This is a genomic window from Pirellulales bacterium (assembly GCA_036267355.1).
In the GTDB taxonomy this organism is placed as follows: domain Bacteria; phylum Planctomycetota; class Planctomycetia; order Pirellulales; family DATAWG01; genus DATAWG01.
Genome location: DATAWG010000115.1, coordinates 12,986 through 28,265, shown reverse-complemented (window position 1 = coordinate 28,265; position 15,280 = coordinate 12,986). Strand labels below are relative to the sequence as shown.

General features: G+C 60.9%; 11 protein-coding genes, 1 other RNA gene and 1 pseudogene. 7 read left to right on the top strand and 6 right to left on the bottom strand.

The annotated features are described in order from the left end of the window. Window positions 1-111 precede the first annotated feature (111 nt). Window positions 112-1,695 carry an AMP-binding protein gene (locus VHX65_18230; protein HEX4000494.1) on the bottom strand — a complete coding sequence of 528 codons (1,584 nt, stop codon included), beginning with the start codon at window positions 1,693-1,695 and terminating at the stop codon, window positions 112-114. A gap of 469 nt (window positions 1,696-2,164) precedes the next feature. On the opposite strand from VHX65_18230, the gene leuS reads away from it, so the two are divergent. Then, window positions 2,165-5,035, top strand: coding sequence for a leucine--tRNA ligase (gene leuS, locus VHX65_18225; protein ID HEX4000493.1), 2,871 nt, complete (start codon window positions 2,165-2,167; stop codon window positions 5,033-5,035). 57 nt (window positions 5,036-5,092) lie between these two features. Here the strand turns inward: leuS and VHX65_18220 are convergent, their stop codons facing one another. Beyond that, the gene (locus VHX65_18220) at window positions 5,093-5,848 is read right to left on the bottom strand and encodes a DUF1080 domain-containing protein (protein ID HEX4000492.1); all 756 of its coding nucleotides are present in this window, start codon (window positions 5,846-5,848) and stop codon (window positions 5,093-5,095) included. A gap of 236 nt (window positions 5,849-6,084) precedes the next feature. Beyond that, window positions 6,085-7,419: a DUF6807 family protein gene (locus tag VHX65_18215; GenBank protein ID HEX4000491.1), complete on the bottom strand. Its 1,335-nt coding sequence runs from the start codon at window positions 7,417-7,419 to the stop codon at window positions 6,085-6,087. Between the two features lie 466 nt (window positions 7,420-7,885). Between VHX65_18215 and VHX65_18210 the strand changes: the two are divergent. Together VHX65_18210 and VHX65_18205 are read left to right on the top strand one after the other, a co-directional pair. After that, window positions 7,886-8,140 (top strand): annotated as a pseudogene (locus tag VHX65_18210) (NAD-dependent epimerase/dehydratase family protein). A gap of 153 nt (window positions 8,141-8,293) precedes the next feature. Next, entirely contained in the window at window positions 8,294-9,115 is an 822-nt protein-coding gene (locus VHX65_18205) for a hypothetical protein (GenBank protein HEX4000490.1), read from the top strand. 708 nt (window positions 9,116-9,823) lie between these two features. On the opposite strand, the gene ssrA is transcribed toward VHX65_18205, so the two are convergent. Next, window positions 9,824-10,186: a transfer-messenger RNA gene (gene ssrA / locus VHX65_18200) on the bottom strand. Between the two features lie 731 nt (window positions 10,187-10,917). Here ssrA and VHX65_18195 point away from each other — a divergent pair. After that, window positions 10,918-11,205, top strand: coding sequence for a hypothetical protein (locus tag VHX65_18195; GenBank protein ID HEX4000489.1), 288 nt, complete (start codon window positions 10,918-10,920; stop codon window positions 11,203-11,205). Between the two features lie 167 nt (window positions 11,206-11,372). On the opposite strand, the gene VHX65_18190 is transcribed toward VHX65_18195, so the two are convergent. Beyond that, window positions 11,373-12,296, bottom strand: coding sequence for a hypothetical protein (locus tag VHX65_18190; protein HEX4000488.1), 924 nt, complete (start codon window positions 12,294-12,296; stop codon window positions 11,373-11,375). 442 nt (window positions 12,297-12,738) lie between these two features. Here VHX65_18190 and VHX65_18185 point away from each other — a divergent pair, with 442 nt between their 5' ends. The 3 genes from VHX65_18185 (at window position 12,739) to VHX65_18175 (ending at window position 14,404) form a co-directional block, all read left to right on the top strand. Beyond that, on the top strand, window positions 12,739-13,293 hold the full coding sequence (locus VHX65_18185) for a hypothetical protein (GenBank protein HEX4000487.1): 555 nt from the start codon (window positions 12,739-12,741) through the stop codon (window positions 13,291-13,293). Between the two features lie 118 nt (window positions 13,294-13,411). Further along, on the top strand, window positions 13,412-13,765 hold the full coding sequence (locus VHX65_18180) for an STAS domain-containing protein (GenBank protein HEX4000486.1): 354 nt from the start codon (window positions 13,412-13,414) through the stop codon (window positions 13,763-13,765). Window positions 13,766-13,936: 171 nt separating this feature from the next. Further along, window positions 13,937-14,404 carry an ATP-binding protein gene (locus tag VHX65_18175; GenBank protein HEX4000485.1) on the top strand — a complete coding sequence of 156 codons (468 nt, stop codon included), beginning with the start codon at window positions 13,937-13,939 and terminating at the stop codon, window positions 14,402-14,404. A 296-nt stretch (window positions 14,405-14,700) separates the two neighbouring features. Here VHX65_18175 and VHX65_18170 read toward each other — a convergent pair whose 3' ends face one another. Beyond that, window positions 14,701-15,240 carry a hypothetical protein gene (locus tag VHX65_18170; GenBank protein ID HEX4000484.1) on the bottom strand — a complete coding sequence of 180 codons (540 nt, stop codon included), beginning with the start codon at window positions 15,238-15,240 and terminating at the stop codon, window positions 14,701-14,703. Window positions 15,241-15,280: the final 40 nt, after the last annotated feature.

Below are 15,280 nucleotides of genomic sequence, written 5' to 3'. Positions count from 1 at the left end.
GACGGCACACGGAGTGTGCCTACTACGTAGCAGGCATACTCCGTATGCCGTCGGCCACTTAGCACGCGCGAAACCGCAAGCGATCTGCCGGCGCTCTTCTCGGCGCGGCATCTATTTGCTCGCCGCTGCAGCGCCAAACCGCGCCAGCGCGATGTCGCGGATGCCCTTTAGGTCCAGCTTTCCAGTGCCGAGCACCGGGATCTGCTCGACCTGAATGAAGCTGTCGGGCGACGGGATAAAAAGGTTCGGCAGCCCGGCGGCGGATAGTTCCTGGCCGATCTGCTCCGGCGTTTTTTGCAGCGGCAGATGAACCACAACCAGCCGTTCTCCTTTGCGCTCGTCCGGCACGGCCGTCACGGCGGCTTGCAGATGTTCGTCGTCGCCGCCGAGAATGTTTTGCAGCGTCTCTTCGATCAGCACATGCGGCACCATCTCGCCGCCCAGCTTGGAAAAGCGACTTTCGCGGCCGGTGATCGTGATGAAGCCATCGGCATCGATCGACGCCAGATCGCCGGTGATATACCAACCGTCGCGGATTACCTTGGCCGTTAGTTCGGGCTGGTGCAAATAGCCCTTCATTACGTTCGGCCCGCGCACGAGCAGCATGCCCGACTGACCGGCGGGAAGTTCCTGCATCGATCCATCGGCGACTGATTCGGGCTTGACCACTTTTACGGTTACGCCTGGAATGGGCCGGCCGACGGTCCCTTCGCGGACGCCTGTCTTCGCGCCGTCGAGGCTGCGGCTCGGCGGAATATTCACGGCCACGAGCGGCGATAGCTCCGTACAGCCATAGGCCTCGAGCGGCCGTTTGCCGAATTTCTTTTCGAAGGCGTCGAAAAGTTCGGGCGAACATCGTTCGGCCGCGGCAAAGAGAACATCGAGCGTGCGAAAATCTTCGGCGGCACAGCGCTTGAGATACGTGCGCACGAAGGTCGGCGTCGCCATGAATACTGTGGCTTGGTGCTCGCGGCAAAGCTTTCCGATCTGCTGGGCGTCGAGCGGGTTGAAGTGGTAAACCAACTTCGGCTCCAAGGCCAGCGCGGTCCAAAGCCCCGTCAGATAGCCGTAGGAATGAAAAAACGGCAGCACGCCGACCGCCACGTCCTCGGCCCCGAGGTGAACGATTTGCTCGATGGCGTGGATATTCGAACCGACGTTCGCCTGGCTGAGCATGACGCCCTTCGGATTGCCGGTCGAACCCGACGTGAAGATCACCGTCAACAAATCGTCGGGTCTGAGCCGGTCGAGTCCCAACCGGCGCTCGAGCGTCGCCATCGGCAGCAGTCGGGCTTGCACGAACGCGGCTGCTTTGTCGCGCCAGGTGGCTTTGGCGGCAAAGTCTTCGAGATAAACCAACTCGGCATGCACTTCGAGCTTCACGCGCTCCATGAACCGCCGGCTGGTGAGCACATGCCGAATGCCGCACTGTTCGATGCAGTAGTTCAAAAGCGATGTCGAAAGCGTGTAGTTCAAATTCACGCCGATGCGGCCGGCAAGCGGCATCGCGGCATTGGCAATCACGCCGCCGGCCGAGGGCGGCAAGAGTAGGCCGACGAATTTTTCGTCCGGCGCGAGAACGTCGCGTAAGAGAATCCGCCGCAGGATGAGCGTGCGCAGGAGCAGTTCGCCGGCGGTGAGCCGAGCGCCCATCGAATCGGCGACCTTTTCGCGCCGCCAATTGCGACGGCACATTCTCAAAAAAGCCCGCGGCAAGATCAGCGAATCAGCACCCATGACTGCAAACATACTCGCGCGCCACGAATTGGGCCAGAGGATCACGGAGCTTGAAACGAGGAATGCTCGCTCGGAGTCGCGGACGAGGAATCTCACGCGGAGGCGCGGAGGCGCGGAGAAAAGGAGAAGGGAAGGAAGTGGTTCGGTATGTAGTGGCAAACTGACTTTTATGTTTTCATCCTCTTCCGAACTCCAAAATCCGCTTCGCTACCGTCTCCTCCGCGTCTCCGCGTCTCCGCGTGAAATTCTTCCGCGTTGCCTGCCTGAGATTCTTCGGCATGGCATGCGTACCAGTTTTACGGCGTTTGCGGCGGGAGGGACGAATCGCTAAAATCGCCGCTGCCTGTCGCCGCGTCGCGCCCTGAGATTCAAGCACCTTTCGACGTTCGATCCCGGCCGTTTGGCTTCGAGGGTCGCCGAGCAATCTATGCCCCGCTACAACCCCGCGCTGGTGGAACCGAAATGGCAAGCCCGCTGGGAGGCCGAGCAGACGTTTGCCGCCCCACGGCTGCCGGGCGCCCGTGCGGCGAAGCTCTACGTGCTCGACATGTTCCCCTATCCCAGCGGCGATGGCCTGCACGTCGGCCATCCCGAGGGATACACTGCCACGGACATCGTCTGCCGCTTCGAACGCATGCGCGGCAAAGCGGTGCTGCATCCGATGGGCTTCGACGCCTTCGGACTGCCGGCCGAGGAACATGCCATCAAAACCGGCACGCCGCCGCGCATCGGCACCGAGCGGAATATCGCCAACTTCCGCCGGCAACTGAAGTCGCTCGGCTTCAGCTACGATTGGCAACGCGAACTGGCCACGACCGATCCCGACTATTTCCGCTGGACGCAGTGGATTTTTCTGGAACTCTACGACACATGGTTCGACTCGGCCGCACAAAAAGGGCGGCCGATCCGCGAGTTGCCGGTCCCGGCGGAAATCGCCGCCGCGGGGGACGACGTGATTGCCCGCTATCAAGATGAACATCGGTTGGCCTACGAGCACGAAGCGCCCGTGAATTGGTGTCCCGCGCTCGGCACCGTTTTGGCCAACGAAGAAGTTGTCGGAGGCCTGAGCGAAGTCGGCGGGCATCCGGTCGTTCGGCTTCCGTTGCGGCAATGGATGCTGCGAATCACGGCCTATGCCGACAGGCTCGAGCACGATCTGGAACTGGTCGATTGGCCGGCGAGCATCAAAAAATTGCAGCGCGATTGGATCGGCCGCAGCACGGGAGCGGAAGTGGATTTCTTCGTCGGCGAATCGCGGAATCGCGACGGCAAACCGGCCGTCGCCGATTTTGAATCTTGGAAATCAGCCCGGGGAAAGAGCGATTACCCGGCCAAGCCGCCGGTTGATGTGCTGCGAATTTTCACCACTCGGCCCGACACGCTTTTTGGCGCCACCTACATGGTCATCGCGCCGGAGCATCCGCTCGTGGCCCGGCTTACGGGGCCGGAAAATGCCGAGGCCGTGAAAGCCTACGTCGATAAGGCGGCCACCAAAAGCGATCTCGATCGCACCGAACTTGCCAAAACAAAGACCGGCGTTTTTTCCGGATCGTATGCCATCAATCCCGTCGACGCTCAGCCCGTGCCGATCTGGATCGCCGATTATGTGCTGGCCAGTTACGGCACCGGCGCGATCATGGCCGTTCCGGCCCACGACGAGCGCGATTTCGAATTCGCGAAAACATTCGGATTGCCCATCGTGCAAGTGGTCGCACCGTTGACGCCTCTTCCGGCGATCCACGAAGAAATCGCCAGTCTCCAATCCGCTTTCGTCGGCGAAGGTGCCGCAATCAATTCCGGCGCCTACGACGGGCTGTCGACGGCGGAGGTCAAGGAGAAGATCGCCGCCAATCTGGCCCGCGGCGGCCTCGGTCGCGTCGCGGTCAACACGAAGCTGCGCGATTGGCTCTTCAGCCGGCAGCGGTTTTGGGGCGAGCCGTTTCCGATCCTGCACGAAGTGGATGCCGCCGGCAAACCGACGGGCCGGCGGATCACCGTGCCAGCCGGCGAACTGCCGGTGAATCTGCCGGAATTGGCCGACTTCAAACCGATCGGCCGCCCCGAACCGCCGCTGGAAAAAGCGCCGCCCGATTGGCTCTATGTCACTCGCGACGGCCGCCGCTACAAGCGCGAAACGAACACGATGCCGCAATGGGCCGGCTCCTGCTGGTACTATCTGCGGTTCATCGACAACCGCAACGACCGGGCACTGGTCGATCCGCAGCTCGAGCGCGCATGGATGCCCGTCGATTTGTATATCGGCGGCGCCGAGCACGCCGTCCTCCATCTGCTCTATGCTCGTTTCTGGCACAAAGTGCTTTTCGATCGCGGGCATGTGAGCATGCCGGAGCCGTTTCGCAAGCTGGTGAATCAAGGCATGATTCTTGGCGAGATGGAATTCACCGGTTATCGGAAAGAAGAAGGGGGCTGGCTGAGCGCGGCCGACGTGCGGCTCGATGCCGACAACAAGCCGGTCGAGCGCAAAAGCGGCCGGCCGGCCAAGCCGGTGCGCGTCGAGGCATCGGTGGTCGAGAAGCAAGGCGAGTTTTTCGTGCTCACGGCCGATCCGTCGATCCGAGTCGATAGCCGGGCATACAAGATGTCGAAGAGCCGCGGGAATGTGGTGAATCCCGATCGCGTGGTGAAAGAATATGGCGCGGATTCGCTGCGGCTGTATGAGATGTTCATGGGCCCGCTCGAAGCGACAAAGCCTTGGAGCATGACGGGCGTGAACGGCGTGCGCGGTTTCTTGGACCGCGTGTGGCGGATGATCGTGGCCGAGCGAAGCGAATCGCTTGAACTGAATCCGGCCGTGCAGCCAATCGCGGCTACGCCGGAGCAGAATCGCTTGCTGCACAAGACGATCGCCGCGGTGACGCGCGACATCGAGCGGCTCGATTTCAACACGGCCATCGCGCGGATGATGGAGTTCACCAATTTTTTTACCAAGGCCGACGTCCGGCCGCGCGAGATTATGGAATCGTTCGTGCTATTGCTGTCGCCGTTCGCGCCGCATTTGGCGGAGGAGCTTTGGGAACTGTTGGACCACAAGAAGTCGTTGGCCTACGAGCCTTGGCCGGCGGCCGATGCAGACTGGCTGCGGGAAGACACGATCGAGCTTCCGGTGCAGATCAACGGCAAGGTGCGCGCGCGGATCCAGGCCCCGACAGGAAGCGATTCCGCGGCCTTGGAAGCGCTCGCTCGCGCCGACGCGAAGATCGCAGAGCAACTAGACGGCAAAACCGTGGTTAAAGTCGTCGTGATCCCCAGCCGCATGGTGAGTTTTGTCGTGAAGTAGGTGTCCCTCGCGAACGCATCGCGTTAGTGTGTTCTGCGCCGCGAAGGCCGCCGCGGCTCATTCTGTTTTCAGCTCGCGAAGATAGATGTTCTTATAGAACAGTTCGCTGTTGTGGTGCTGCAGCTCGATTTGGCCCTTCGGATAAATCGGTTTGTTGCGCTCCCAATAGTTTTCCAGCACCACGTTGTCGACCACGAGCTTGCCATTGAAATAAACGCTGACGTTCGGGCCGACCATGCGGATGAAGAAGCGGTTCCACTGGCCGATGGGCCGGTCGACTTTTTCCAGCGGATCGTGTGGATATTTCTGGTTGTTGTAGAGCCCGCCCGAGCCGGCGGCGGCGATCTTCGTGTGGAAGGGGTCCCAGATCTGCACCTGCGGGCTGCCGCGGAGATAGATGCCGCTATCGCCGTTCGGGGTAATTTTCCAATCGACCCAGAGTTCGATGTCGGCGTAGTCTTTTGCCGAGCAGAGGCTTTGCCCTTTGCCGTCGTAGTGCAACACGCCATCGATCACTTTCCAATGATCGCGCATCTGCTGATCGGCCTTTTTCTGGGCTTTAGCAAGCTGCTCCGGCGACATCTTTGCCCGCGCCGGCGGCCCGCCCGACGGCGAAACCAAGCCTTTCCAATTCCTCAGATCTTTGCCGTCGAATAGCGCGATGAAGCCGGGCGGCGGCGTGTTGTCGGGCGAATCCATGTTCCACGCCGATTCGCGCGGCGCTTCGGATTCCGCGGCACGCACCGGCGAACCGGCCGCAAACAAACCGGCAACCGCAATCGCCGCCAACATCGGCCAGAAACATCGCTTCATGATGGTTGTCCTTCGAAGAAAAGTTCGTCGATCGTGGGCATTATGGGTGTGATGAATTGTGTGCCGCTGCCTTTACCAGCGATTTCGTCCGTGCCTGGGCTGCGGGCTCCGGGGCACCACATCGCGGCGGAGCCGCGACCAATGTAGCAGGCACTCCGTGTGCCATCTGCCCTGCACTGCGCGCAGGCACCCCCGCGTTGCGCCGACGGCACACGGAGTGTGCCTGCTACAATCAGCTACAGCATCTTTACAGTCGCTTTGACCGGTTCTACGAAGTCGTCGTCCATCGAGGCGATTTGCTTTTGCGCCGGTTCGCCGCGCTGAAGCCAGAATCGATAGTGGATCAGCAGCGGATGATCGTCCTTCAAATCGTATTCGAAATACGAGCCGAAGCGACCGTAGTCGCGCTCGCTGTAGCGGGCTTCTTTGGGATTGTCGGGCCGGTCCAAAAGCGCCGCCGTATAGCGCTGGTCGCCGAGCACGAAGCTCATTCCCTTCCAAGGCAAATTCACGCACCGCGCATCGCGCCCCTTGGCATCCCAATTGCGCGTCTCGCCGGGCTGGCCGATGCCGTCGGGCCGGATGTAAATCGTCTGGCCATGCGTTTTGTCGGCCACTTCTTGCGAGGCTCGGAACTGAAAGCCGGCATGTTGCGGGTCGCCGTCGAGGCGGATCGGGCCGAGATCGGTCGTCCGCAAAAGCGACACGAAATCGATCATCGTCCCACCGGGCACGTCGTAAACCGTCATCTCCCGTTTCTCGCGCGCGAACACGGGTCCGGCTGGTCCGGTGGCCTTCTCCGGCCCATGCCAAGCGATGGCCAGCAGATGCCGCGCCAGCACCCGCCCCGCCTCGCTCGACAACACGCCTTCATGCGACTGGTGGGCATTGGGACATTCCCAGATGTTCACTTTCGTGGCGTTCTTAGGACCGTAGCTAACGCGCTGAAAGCCGTAGAAAAGCCCGCGATGGTGCGTGTACAGCCCGCCGGGGCCTTTGGTTACAAGCCGCTTGCCGTCTTCCGGATCAAAGAGATGGTCATAGACTTTAAACGTCTTTTCCCGCGTCGACTTGTCGGAATTGTCGTAGGGCGCATCGATGTAGTCCATGACAGGCCGGCTGCCGAAGCTCAGCCGGATGTGATCCTTCGGAACGTCTTGCCAATGGAATTCGGCCGTCCGTTTGGTCGCGTCGGGCAGATCGGTGGCGAGCGTGCCTTTCAATTGCAGCGTGGCGCCGGCGGCGAGCTTCGGCAGGATGAAATGCAATTCGCGCGGCAAGGTGGCAGCCGCCGGCGGCGGCGGTGCATCGGAATCGTTCAAGCCGGGCGGCGTCAATTGGCCGGCAATCGCATGCCCGTCGGCGTCGTGTAGTTGAACCGAAGCGTTCGCGAGCGCCGCCGGAACTTCGACATCGACCGAGACCGGCGTATTGGCCCGGTCGAGTTTTCCGGCTTCGACCGTGACTTCGAAATTGCCGCTTTCGGCCACGGCCGATCGAGCATTGAGAAAAAGTGCTGTGAGACAAAGTGCGGCGACGCAGAGGCCGGCGCAGCGGACGATGCGGTGCATGGAATGGATTCCTGAGGCGGGAATGGTGGGCGGAAGAATCGGCGATCGACCGAGGTATTTCGGCGGGAAAAGATTCGACCGGGCGATCACTGAACATAGAATACTCACTGGCGAGCGGTGGCTCAACTATCGCGGCGAAATTCCCGGGGACGAACGTCGACTCGCGGACCTCGGCGCCATCGCCTCCGAAATCGACCGTGAAAGATCACAAGAATCCCTGGATTTTCGTCACCGGCGCCACTGGATACATCGGCGGCCGATTGGCCCGGCACTCGTCGCGGCAGGCGAGGAGGTAACGTGCCTGGCCCGTCGCGGATCGCGCTGCGAGCAGTTGCGAAAGCTGGGCGCTCGCGTCGTCAAAGGGGATGTCATCGCGCCGGAAAGCCTCGGGCCGGCCGTGACCGGGGCCGACATCGTCTACCATGTTGCCGGGCTGACGCGGCCGTGAAGCGAAGCGGAGTTCTTTGCCGTCAATGAGACGGGTTTGACGAATGTGCTCGATGCCTGTCGATCGGCGCCGACGCCGCTGGTCATCGTGCTGATTTCCTGGTTGGCCGCTGCCGGGCCGGCCATCGCTGGGCGGCCGAAAGTCGAGGAAGACCCGGCTGCTCCTGCGTCGATCTACGGCCGCAGCAAACGGGCCGGCGAACTCGCGGCCATCGCCCGGGCTTATGCCGGCAAATCTTGCCTGATCCAAACCGCTCACCCAGCAGGCCAATAAACTTGCAAAATCGGTTTGCCCGATCGAGCAAAATTGGTCGAAACTAGCCGATAGGCCCGTCGTTGGGCGCATGGATGCTCGCCAACTCTTCGGCCAACCCCCCGCAACCGGTAACGCCGCATGGATGTGCAAAAGATGCGGAACCTTCGTGTAATGTTTTCCGGCCTTTTGGCCGCAGCGGTGCTCTTGCGAGCGACGCCGACGCTTGCCGGGCCGCCACTGGTGACCAATGATCCCGACACGCCCGGCGCCAATGGCTATGAATTCGACGTTTCCGACGACGTAACAAAAACTCGGGATGTACTGATCCAGGCCGCGCCGTTTCTTGATCTCAACTACGGCACGAACGACCACAATCAATTCACTGCCGAATTTCCGCTCATAAACTATGTCAGCTCCGAAAATGGGGGCGAGCCCACCGCCGGTTTCGGCGACCTCGAACTTGGCTACAAAGATCGCTTCATCGACGAAAAAGATTACGGCATAAGCATCTCGACATTTCCCCAGGTGCTGATTCCCACCGGCAATAAAGCGACCGGCGTCGGTGGCGGGCTGACGGAGCTTCTTCTGCCGCTCGAATTCGGCAAACATTTCTTCGACAAGAAGCTCTATGTCTACGGCGAAGCACAATATTACCTGAGCTTGAGCGGCTCGCGCTATAGCAGCTTTTTCAGCGGCATCGCGGCCGAATACGATGCAACGAAAAAATTCTCGCTAATGGCGGAATTCGCCGATTTCACGTTCCCCGAACACGGCCTGCCAGACGATCCGTTTTTCAACGTCGGTTTCGGTTACAAGTTCAGCGAAAACGTGGCGCTGATCGGATCAGCCGGCCGAAGCTGCCGCGACCGCGAGACCGGCGCTCCGGAATTCATGAGCTATCTCGGCTTCCAATTCACCGGCACATTCAAGAAGAACAAAGTAGGGGAAGAAAACGGCAACTCAAACCCGGCCGGTGAACGAAAAGAACCATAGATGTGAGAGAATCCTCTGGAGCTTTTCCATAAAAAGAAGAAATAGAGACTCCGTCCCCGAGAAAAAGGGGTCAGAACTGCTCCGTAGAAAACCTGGCGCGATTGTACCCCCCTCACGAAATCCATGCCATCACGAGCCCACGATTTTGGCGTTTATTGCGCCCCAAGTGGGTTATGTAATAGAGTGTCTGACTTCTACAGACAGCCGTGTTGGGCGCGGCACTCGGCAGATAACGCAGCAGAGGTGCGACGATCTTTACCAATCGCTGCTCATCGGGATCCTGCCGGTCAACTCGCGCAGCAAGTCGAGGCCTGGGGATGGCGGGCATCGTCTTGATAAGATTCCGCCAAACATGCTCGCTCCGTGCAGCAACTCGTCGCGCTTGATGCCCGGTCTGCACAGCGCGAGGATGCCGAAATCGCGGTGCTCGGATGGCCGGTCCGGCGGGGGATCGCCGGAATCGATCGGGGTTGCCCCGGCTTGCAATTGACAAGGCCGCCTACGATGAACACCTCCACGAAGATTATCGAATGCGGCCCGGTCTAGCAAACCTCGATGGTTTGAAAAGGATACGCCGTCATCCGATTGAAGTATGTCTGGAAGCTGTTGCGCGTGCGGCGGGAAACCAACTCGCGTCTCTTGTGTGGCACTTGTCGCCATGACTTTAATCAACAAGGCTGCTTGCGATTCGCGCGCAAGCAGCCTCGATTGGAGGCGGCGGGAATCGAACCCGCGTCCCGCAATGTTTCCGTGAAGGCTTCTACGTGTGTAGCCGGATCATTTACGCTCTCGCTCGCAGGCCCCCAACCGGCGGGGCGCCCTTTGAGCTAGGCAGGAACAGTTTTTAGTCTCGGGCGTGCCCGCCAATGACCTGAGACGATTCGGAATTGGTGACCGAACTTTTGGGCCTCTCCGACGAAGACCCGCAGTCGGGGCTGTCTATCTCTAGGCAGCCAACGCGAAGCTACCTTCGGCAAATGAAGGATTTGGTCAGCTTATTAACGTGGCCAACTGACCAACCACGACACGCCACCTGCACTTCAGCCATCCGGTCGAACCCAGTTCGCCCCCAAGGCAATCGGCCGAAGCATGCCCCGCCGCCAGCCGCCGCAGGAAGACATCCCCCTTGCTCTGCGGGCTCCACGACAGCGGATCCGTTCCAGCCGATTCTGCTCAACTTTCTTCCACCGACATTATACACCTGCGAGCCGCGCTGAGTAAGCACGCGCCAAGCCCGTACACGGCGAACCGCGAAAGCGCCGCTGTGAAGTTCGTGGCGGAAATAGAAATGGGCCCAGGCTCGGCCGAAAATAACTTCTCAACCCCTGTCCCCTTGCGGGAGACGACAGCGTGACGGATTCAAAAAGCGGAAGTTGTTTTGCGGCCGAGCCTTAGTCGAATTGCTCCCGCCCGCGCCTTCACCAGACAATCTGCGCATCGCCGCACGGTCGAGGCGCATTGAACATTGCGTGGGGTGGGGCGAGGCCCAGGCTTTTCGGTGCCCCGGAATGGCCCGACAACGCCGCTGGCGCCGAAGCGAGCGGCGATCCAGACCAATTTCCTTGATCGGCTGGAAATGCGAAAGGGATCGCGGAAAAGGCCTCGGTGAGGCGATTTGCGCGTGGGGCCATTTGTTCGGCAGAACCGCGCTAGCCTGCGCAGTAGGCCCCGATGTTGAATTTTTTCGACAGGCCGGTTCGATAAGGTATGCAGAGGAGGAGGGATTCTCAGGCCGACGGACCGGCAAGGCCCTGTGAAAGAACCTGTCCGATTCTTTCACGCGAACCGGAAAGCTCGCTGCCATGGAATTCAATCGCAACCAGTTCATGATGATCGGCGTGGTGCTGCTGCTCTTGGGGTTGCAGTTTCGCACGTTCGAATCGGCCACGCTCAGCCCGAAGACGACGCAATTTCTAGCCAGCCGGTTTCAAGACGCACCGTCGGCCGCGGTCGCGAGCCCGTTCTTCGCCACCAATAGCTCTGTGGCCCGCAAAGTCGTTCGCCCGCCAAGTTGGCTCGGTTGGTCGCTGATGTCGATGGGCTCGGTATTGATCCTTCACAGCCTGGCAATGAAAAAACCCGGCGGATAGTCACCCGGCCGAAAAATAACTTCCGCTTTTCAAACCCCTCACCCTACCCTCTCCCGCAAGAGGAGAAGGGTCTGTGGAGAAGTTGTTTTTCGGCCGAGACTTATTTCGGCCACGTCCGTCGGAAGCGTTTGTTATCCGGGTGATCCGCGGTTCGTTGCTGCGCTGGTCTAGCGGTCGGTTTCTTCGATGGGGGCGAAGCGGCTGCCGGTGTGTTCTTGCAGGCGGTCGCGCACGGCGCTATAGGGCCGGAGGCGGACCAGCGCCTGACTGGCCGCGAATGTTCCCTGGCCCGGCACGCTGAGGCGCACATGCACCAATCCGTGCGCTCGCAATTCCAGATCGAAGTCAGGATGGACTGCTTGGAACGGAAATCGGAACTCGGCTCCCAGCGGGCCAAAATCGCCGGCACGCACCGCTTGCGTCCAGCGGCCGATGGTTGCCAGCCCGTCGCCCGCCCCTTCGCTCGCCGGCCGTTGGCCGATGAGATCGACGGCCATTGTCGCGTCGACGGGCGCCAGGCTGCCATCGGCGGTGGTCGGATGGATGCAGACCACGATGCCGCTCGGCTCGACGCCCGGCGTCCAATGGCCGAGCTCGACATCGATTTGCAAAGCGGCCACGGGGCTCGGCGGCGCGGCCGGAGCGCTGCGGTTTGCCGGAGCAGTGAGCCAGGTTTTTGCGACCGTCCAATCCGTGGCGGGAACCGGTGGCGGCGGAAGCAGCGGCTCTCGGGTCGCCGCTGGCGCGGAATGGGCGATCGCGCGCAGTTCATCCGGAGAGAGTTCCTTGTTGCCCTGCCGAACGCGCACGACACGGCTCCATTCGATCGGCCGGCGCAAGACGATTGCCCCTTCGCCCACGCGGAGCCAAAGTAGCTCGCGATCGGTTTGCGGATCGAGCTGGCCCTCAAACGTGCGGCCGCTCAAGACCGACACGCTCAGCGAGCCGATTGGCGTCGGATCGTCGCGCCGAGATCCGACGCGATCGTCGGCGGCGCTGCGGCGCGCGGTAGCGAAGAGAATGGCCGTAACGATGATGCCGCCAAGTGCGATTAGAGTGCGCCGGCGAAGAATACAACCAACACCGTTCATCAGATGGCCTTTGGAATGGCTGCGGTTCGGACGAGAACGAACCGATTCCAAGGCACATGCCATGCCTGCGAAAAACGCCGCGGGCTGCGAATTGCGAAAGCTGCGGCAGGCCATCGCTTTGCGCCGCCAGATTGTGGCATTTCGGCGCGATTCAATTTGCGAGGCGTGTTGTCGAACCGCAACCGATGTCGCTCGTTTGCATCATCCCATAGCCGGAAGACTACAGCGAGAGAGCCACGCTGGCATGCCTGCGCTTACGCCTCGGGCGACAGTTTCGCAGTTCGTTTTGGAATTTTCGCAGGATGCGTGGCCCGCGCTTGCCGCGGCGCCCGCTTTATGTCGAATACTTGCAGTAGCCGACCAATCAACGACCGGGCCAAACGTTGCCGCAAAGCCGGCGACGTTCGCGCCGCTCGTTGCAACCGAGATCAGGCAAGAAGACATGCGCATTCAACCGATCGGTCGATGGCTGCGGCAGCCGATGCTGCTGGCGTTGGCGGTTCTGGCGGCATTGAATTTCGCCGGCGGCGTCGCGTTTGGCGGCGGGCCATCCGATGGCTCGAGCTCGAATTTCACAGGACCCGATGCCATCGCGATCGCCTCGGCAACGCCGCCGGCAGGCGGTTCGCCGGGCAGCTCGAATCCGAGCGGCGCAACGATGGCGACAGCCGCGAAAGCCGCGACGCCGCGCGGCCCGCGGATCGACGGCGGGCAAATCAACGGCCATTGGCGTGAAGGGACCCGGCTGATCGACCAACTCGGGATGTTCAAGATCGCCGGCGACCGCGTCAGCTTCACATCGCTGGATGGGACGTTGCATTTCGATTGCCTGGAGAACCTTTGCGGGCAGCGGATTGCGCGAACGGTCAGCGATTCGCCCGAGACATTGTTTTGGACGGTGACGGGCGAACTGACCGAGTTCCGCGGCACGAACTTCTTGCTTCTCTCGCAGGCGACGCTCAAGCCGCATTTACCGCGCACGGCGGCTGCGCCTTGAGGGGCGCATCTTGACAGGCGCGCCGGGCCGAATAAGATGACGGGAATGTAAGATAGTCGCAATGCGCCAGGCGGCCCAGTTTCAGGCCATTCCCCGGCCGGTTCCGTGGAGGAATTCGATGGCCCAACGTCGTCGGCTCGAAATTCAAGAAAAGGGCGAAGTCTCGGTCGTACGCTTCGTCGATCGAAAGATCCTCGACGAATCGAACATTCAAGAGCTCGGCCAAGAGCTGTTCCAATTGGTCGAAGAGGAGAACCGCAAGAACCTGCTGTTGGATTTTTCCAACGTCGAGTTTCTTTCCAGCGCCGCGCTCGGAAAACTGATCACGCTCGATAAGAAAGTCAAGCTCCACGGCGGACGGCTGAAGCTCAGCGGCATTCGGCCGCAGATTTACGAAGTGTTCGCGATTACGAAGTTGAACAAGCTGTTCGACATTAAAGAGGGTGAGGCCGACGCGCTGGCGGCTTTTTGAACCGCCGAACCGACCTGTAGCGAAGCCCGAAGAGAAGAATCGAAGAAGCGAAAACGACCAACGCCCGCGTTCGCAACCTGCGTTCTTGATCCGAGCCGAAGACAATCCAAACCGCCCCTGTTTTCGTCTTCAACGCACGCCACCATCGACCGCTGTCCGAACCCATCGGCCATGTCAGAGACGTCCAACAATTGGTCGATTCGCATCAGTTTTCCCAGCTCTCAGGCCGCCGGGAAACAAGTCGTCGAGCAAGTGCGCGAGCGGCTTGAGCTCGCCGAGTGGAGCCCGCACGACGTGTTCAGCGTGCATCTGGCCGTGGAAGAGGCGATCGTCAACGCGATCAAGCACGGGAATCGGCACGACGCGTCGAAGCAGGTGCGCGTGGCGTGTTGCGGAACGCCCGAGAAATTCTGGATCGAGATCATCGACGAGGGCTTGGGATTCGATCCCGATCAGCTTCCCGATCCCACGGCGGAAGAGAATCTCGAATGCCCGTGCGGTCGGGGCGTGTTGCTGATGCGCAATTTCATGTCGCGCGTCGAATTCAGCGATCAGGGCAAGCGGGTGGTGATGGAAAAACACCGCGCCAACCCCCGCCCCACCACCAATCCGGCCGCCAAGCCGAGGGACCTCCACTGAACCGCCTTGCCCATGGCAACTCGCTTCCCCGGGCTACTCTGAGTCGCGCGCAAAGCATCTCCTCGCCCGTCGCCCCGTCTCGGTCGGCAGCCTACTCCCCGAGCGTAAGCCGCGCCGCCAGCGCGACCACGCCGAAGATGACAACCAGAATCAGCAAACTGCCAAGAAGTGTATAAAGCATCGGCCAATTGGGTGGGGTGGAATCTTTTCTGAATGAGTGGTTATTTATTATCAAACAAGCATCGCCATGCAAGCCCGGATTTCGATGGCCAAGCCTGAGCCAGTGCGCGGGGTAACTAGACCGATTCCGGGCTTGCCGGGATCGAGTATTTCCAGCGCACGGTTCGTGGCAGCGGATCAATTCGATGCGGCACGCAAATCCGGATCTGATTTGCCTCGACTTCGATCACCGGCCGCGAAATGTCGCTTGTTGATTGCGGGCCGGCCGGTTCGATAACCAGTCTGCTTTCCTTACCGTCCGACGGCCATGCGAGATAACTGCTGCCCAGCCATTTTGGTTCCTGTTTGATCCGGCAGGCGATGTCGAACACGATCCGCTCGGCGGCGGGGTCTGCCTCGATGCTCGCCGACCAATGGCTGGCGCCGGCCATGCCCACCAGCAGCGCGAACTTTCGGCCCTCGGGCCCCGCATGCATCGCCAAGCTTTGAAATGCCGGGCTCGACGGCCAATCGTTGTCGGGCGTTCCTTCGATCGAGTTCAATCGCCACGCCAGTTTGCCGTCGGTTCGAAATTCGACGATGTGTTCCCAACGGTCGCCGCGGCGCGCGAAGCGCAGTTGCAAGCGGTCGCCGGCGGTCAGCAGCAGTTCGTTCAAGGCAGGTGATCCACACCGGGCCTGACCGCAGACTTGCGAA

Bases quoted from the DNA above. Each gene is read 5' to 3' on its own strand.
- VHX65_18230 (HEX4000494.1), bottom strand. From the start codon at position 1,695: ATGTGCCGTCGCAATTGGCGGCGCGAAAAGGTCGCCGATTCGATGGGC.
- leuS (HEX4000493.1), top strand. From the start codon at position 2,165: ATGCCCCGCTACAACCCCGCGCTGGTGGAACCGAAATGGCAAGCCCGC.
- VHX65_18220 (HEX4000492.1), bottom strand. From the start codon at position 5,848: ATGAAGCGATGTTTCTGGCCGATGTTGGCGGCGATTGCGGTTGCCGGT.
- VHX65_18215 (HEX4000491.1), bottom strand. From the start codon at position 7,419: ATGCACCGCATCGTCCGCTGCGCCGGCCTCTGCGTCGCCGCACTTTGT.
- VHX65_18205 (HEX4000490.1), top strand. From the start codon at position 8,294: ATGTTTTCCGGCCTTTTGGCCGCAGCGGTGCTCTTGCGAGCGACGCCG.
- VHX65_18195 (HEX4000489.1), top strand. From the start codon at position 10,918: ATGGAATTCAATCGCAACCAGTTCATGATGATCGGCGTGGTGCTGCTG.
- VHX65_18190 (HEX4000488.1), bottom strand. From the start codon at position 12,296: ATGAACGGTGTTGGTTGTATTCTTCGCCGGCGCACTCTAATCGCACTT.
- VHX65_18185 (HEX4000487.1), top strand. From the start codon at position 12,739: ATGCGCATTCAACCGATCGGTCGATGGCTGCGGCAGCCGATGCTGCTG.
- VHX65_18180 (HEX4000486.1), top strand. From the start codon at position 13,412: ATGGCCCAACGTCGTCGGCTCGAAATTCAAGAAAAGGGCGAAGTCTCG.
- VHX65_18175 (HEX4000485.1), top strand. From the start codon at position 13,937: ATGTCAGAGACGTCCAACAATTGGTCGATTCGCATCAGTTTTCCCAGC.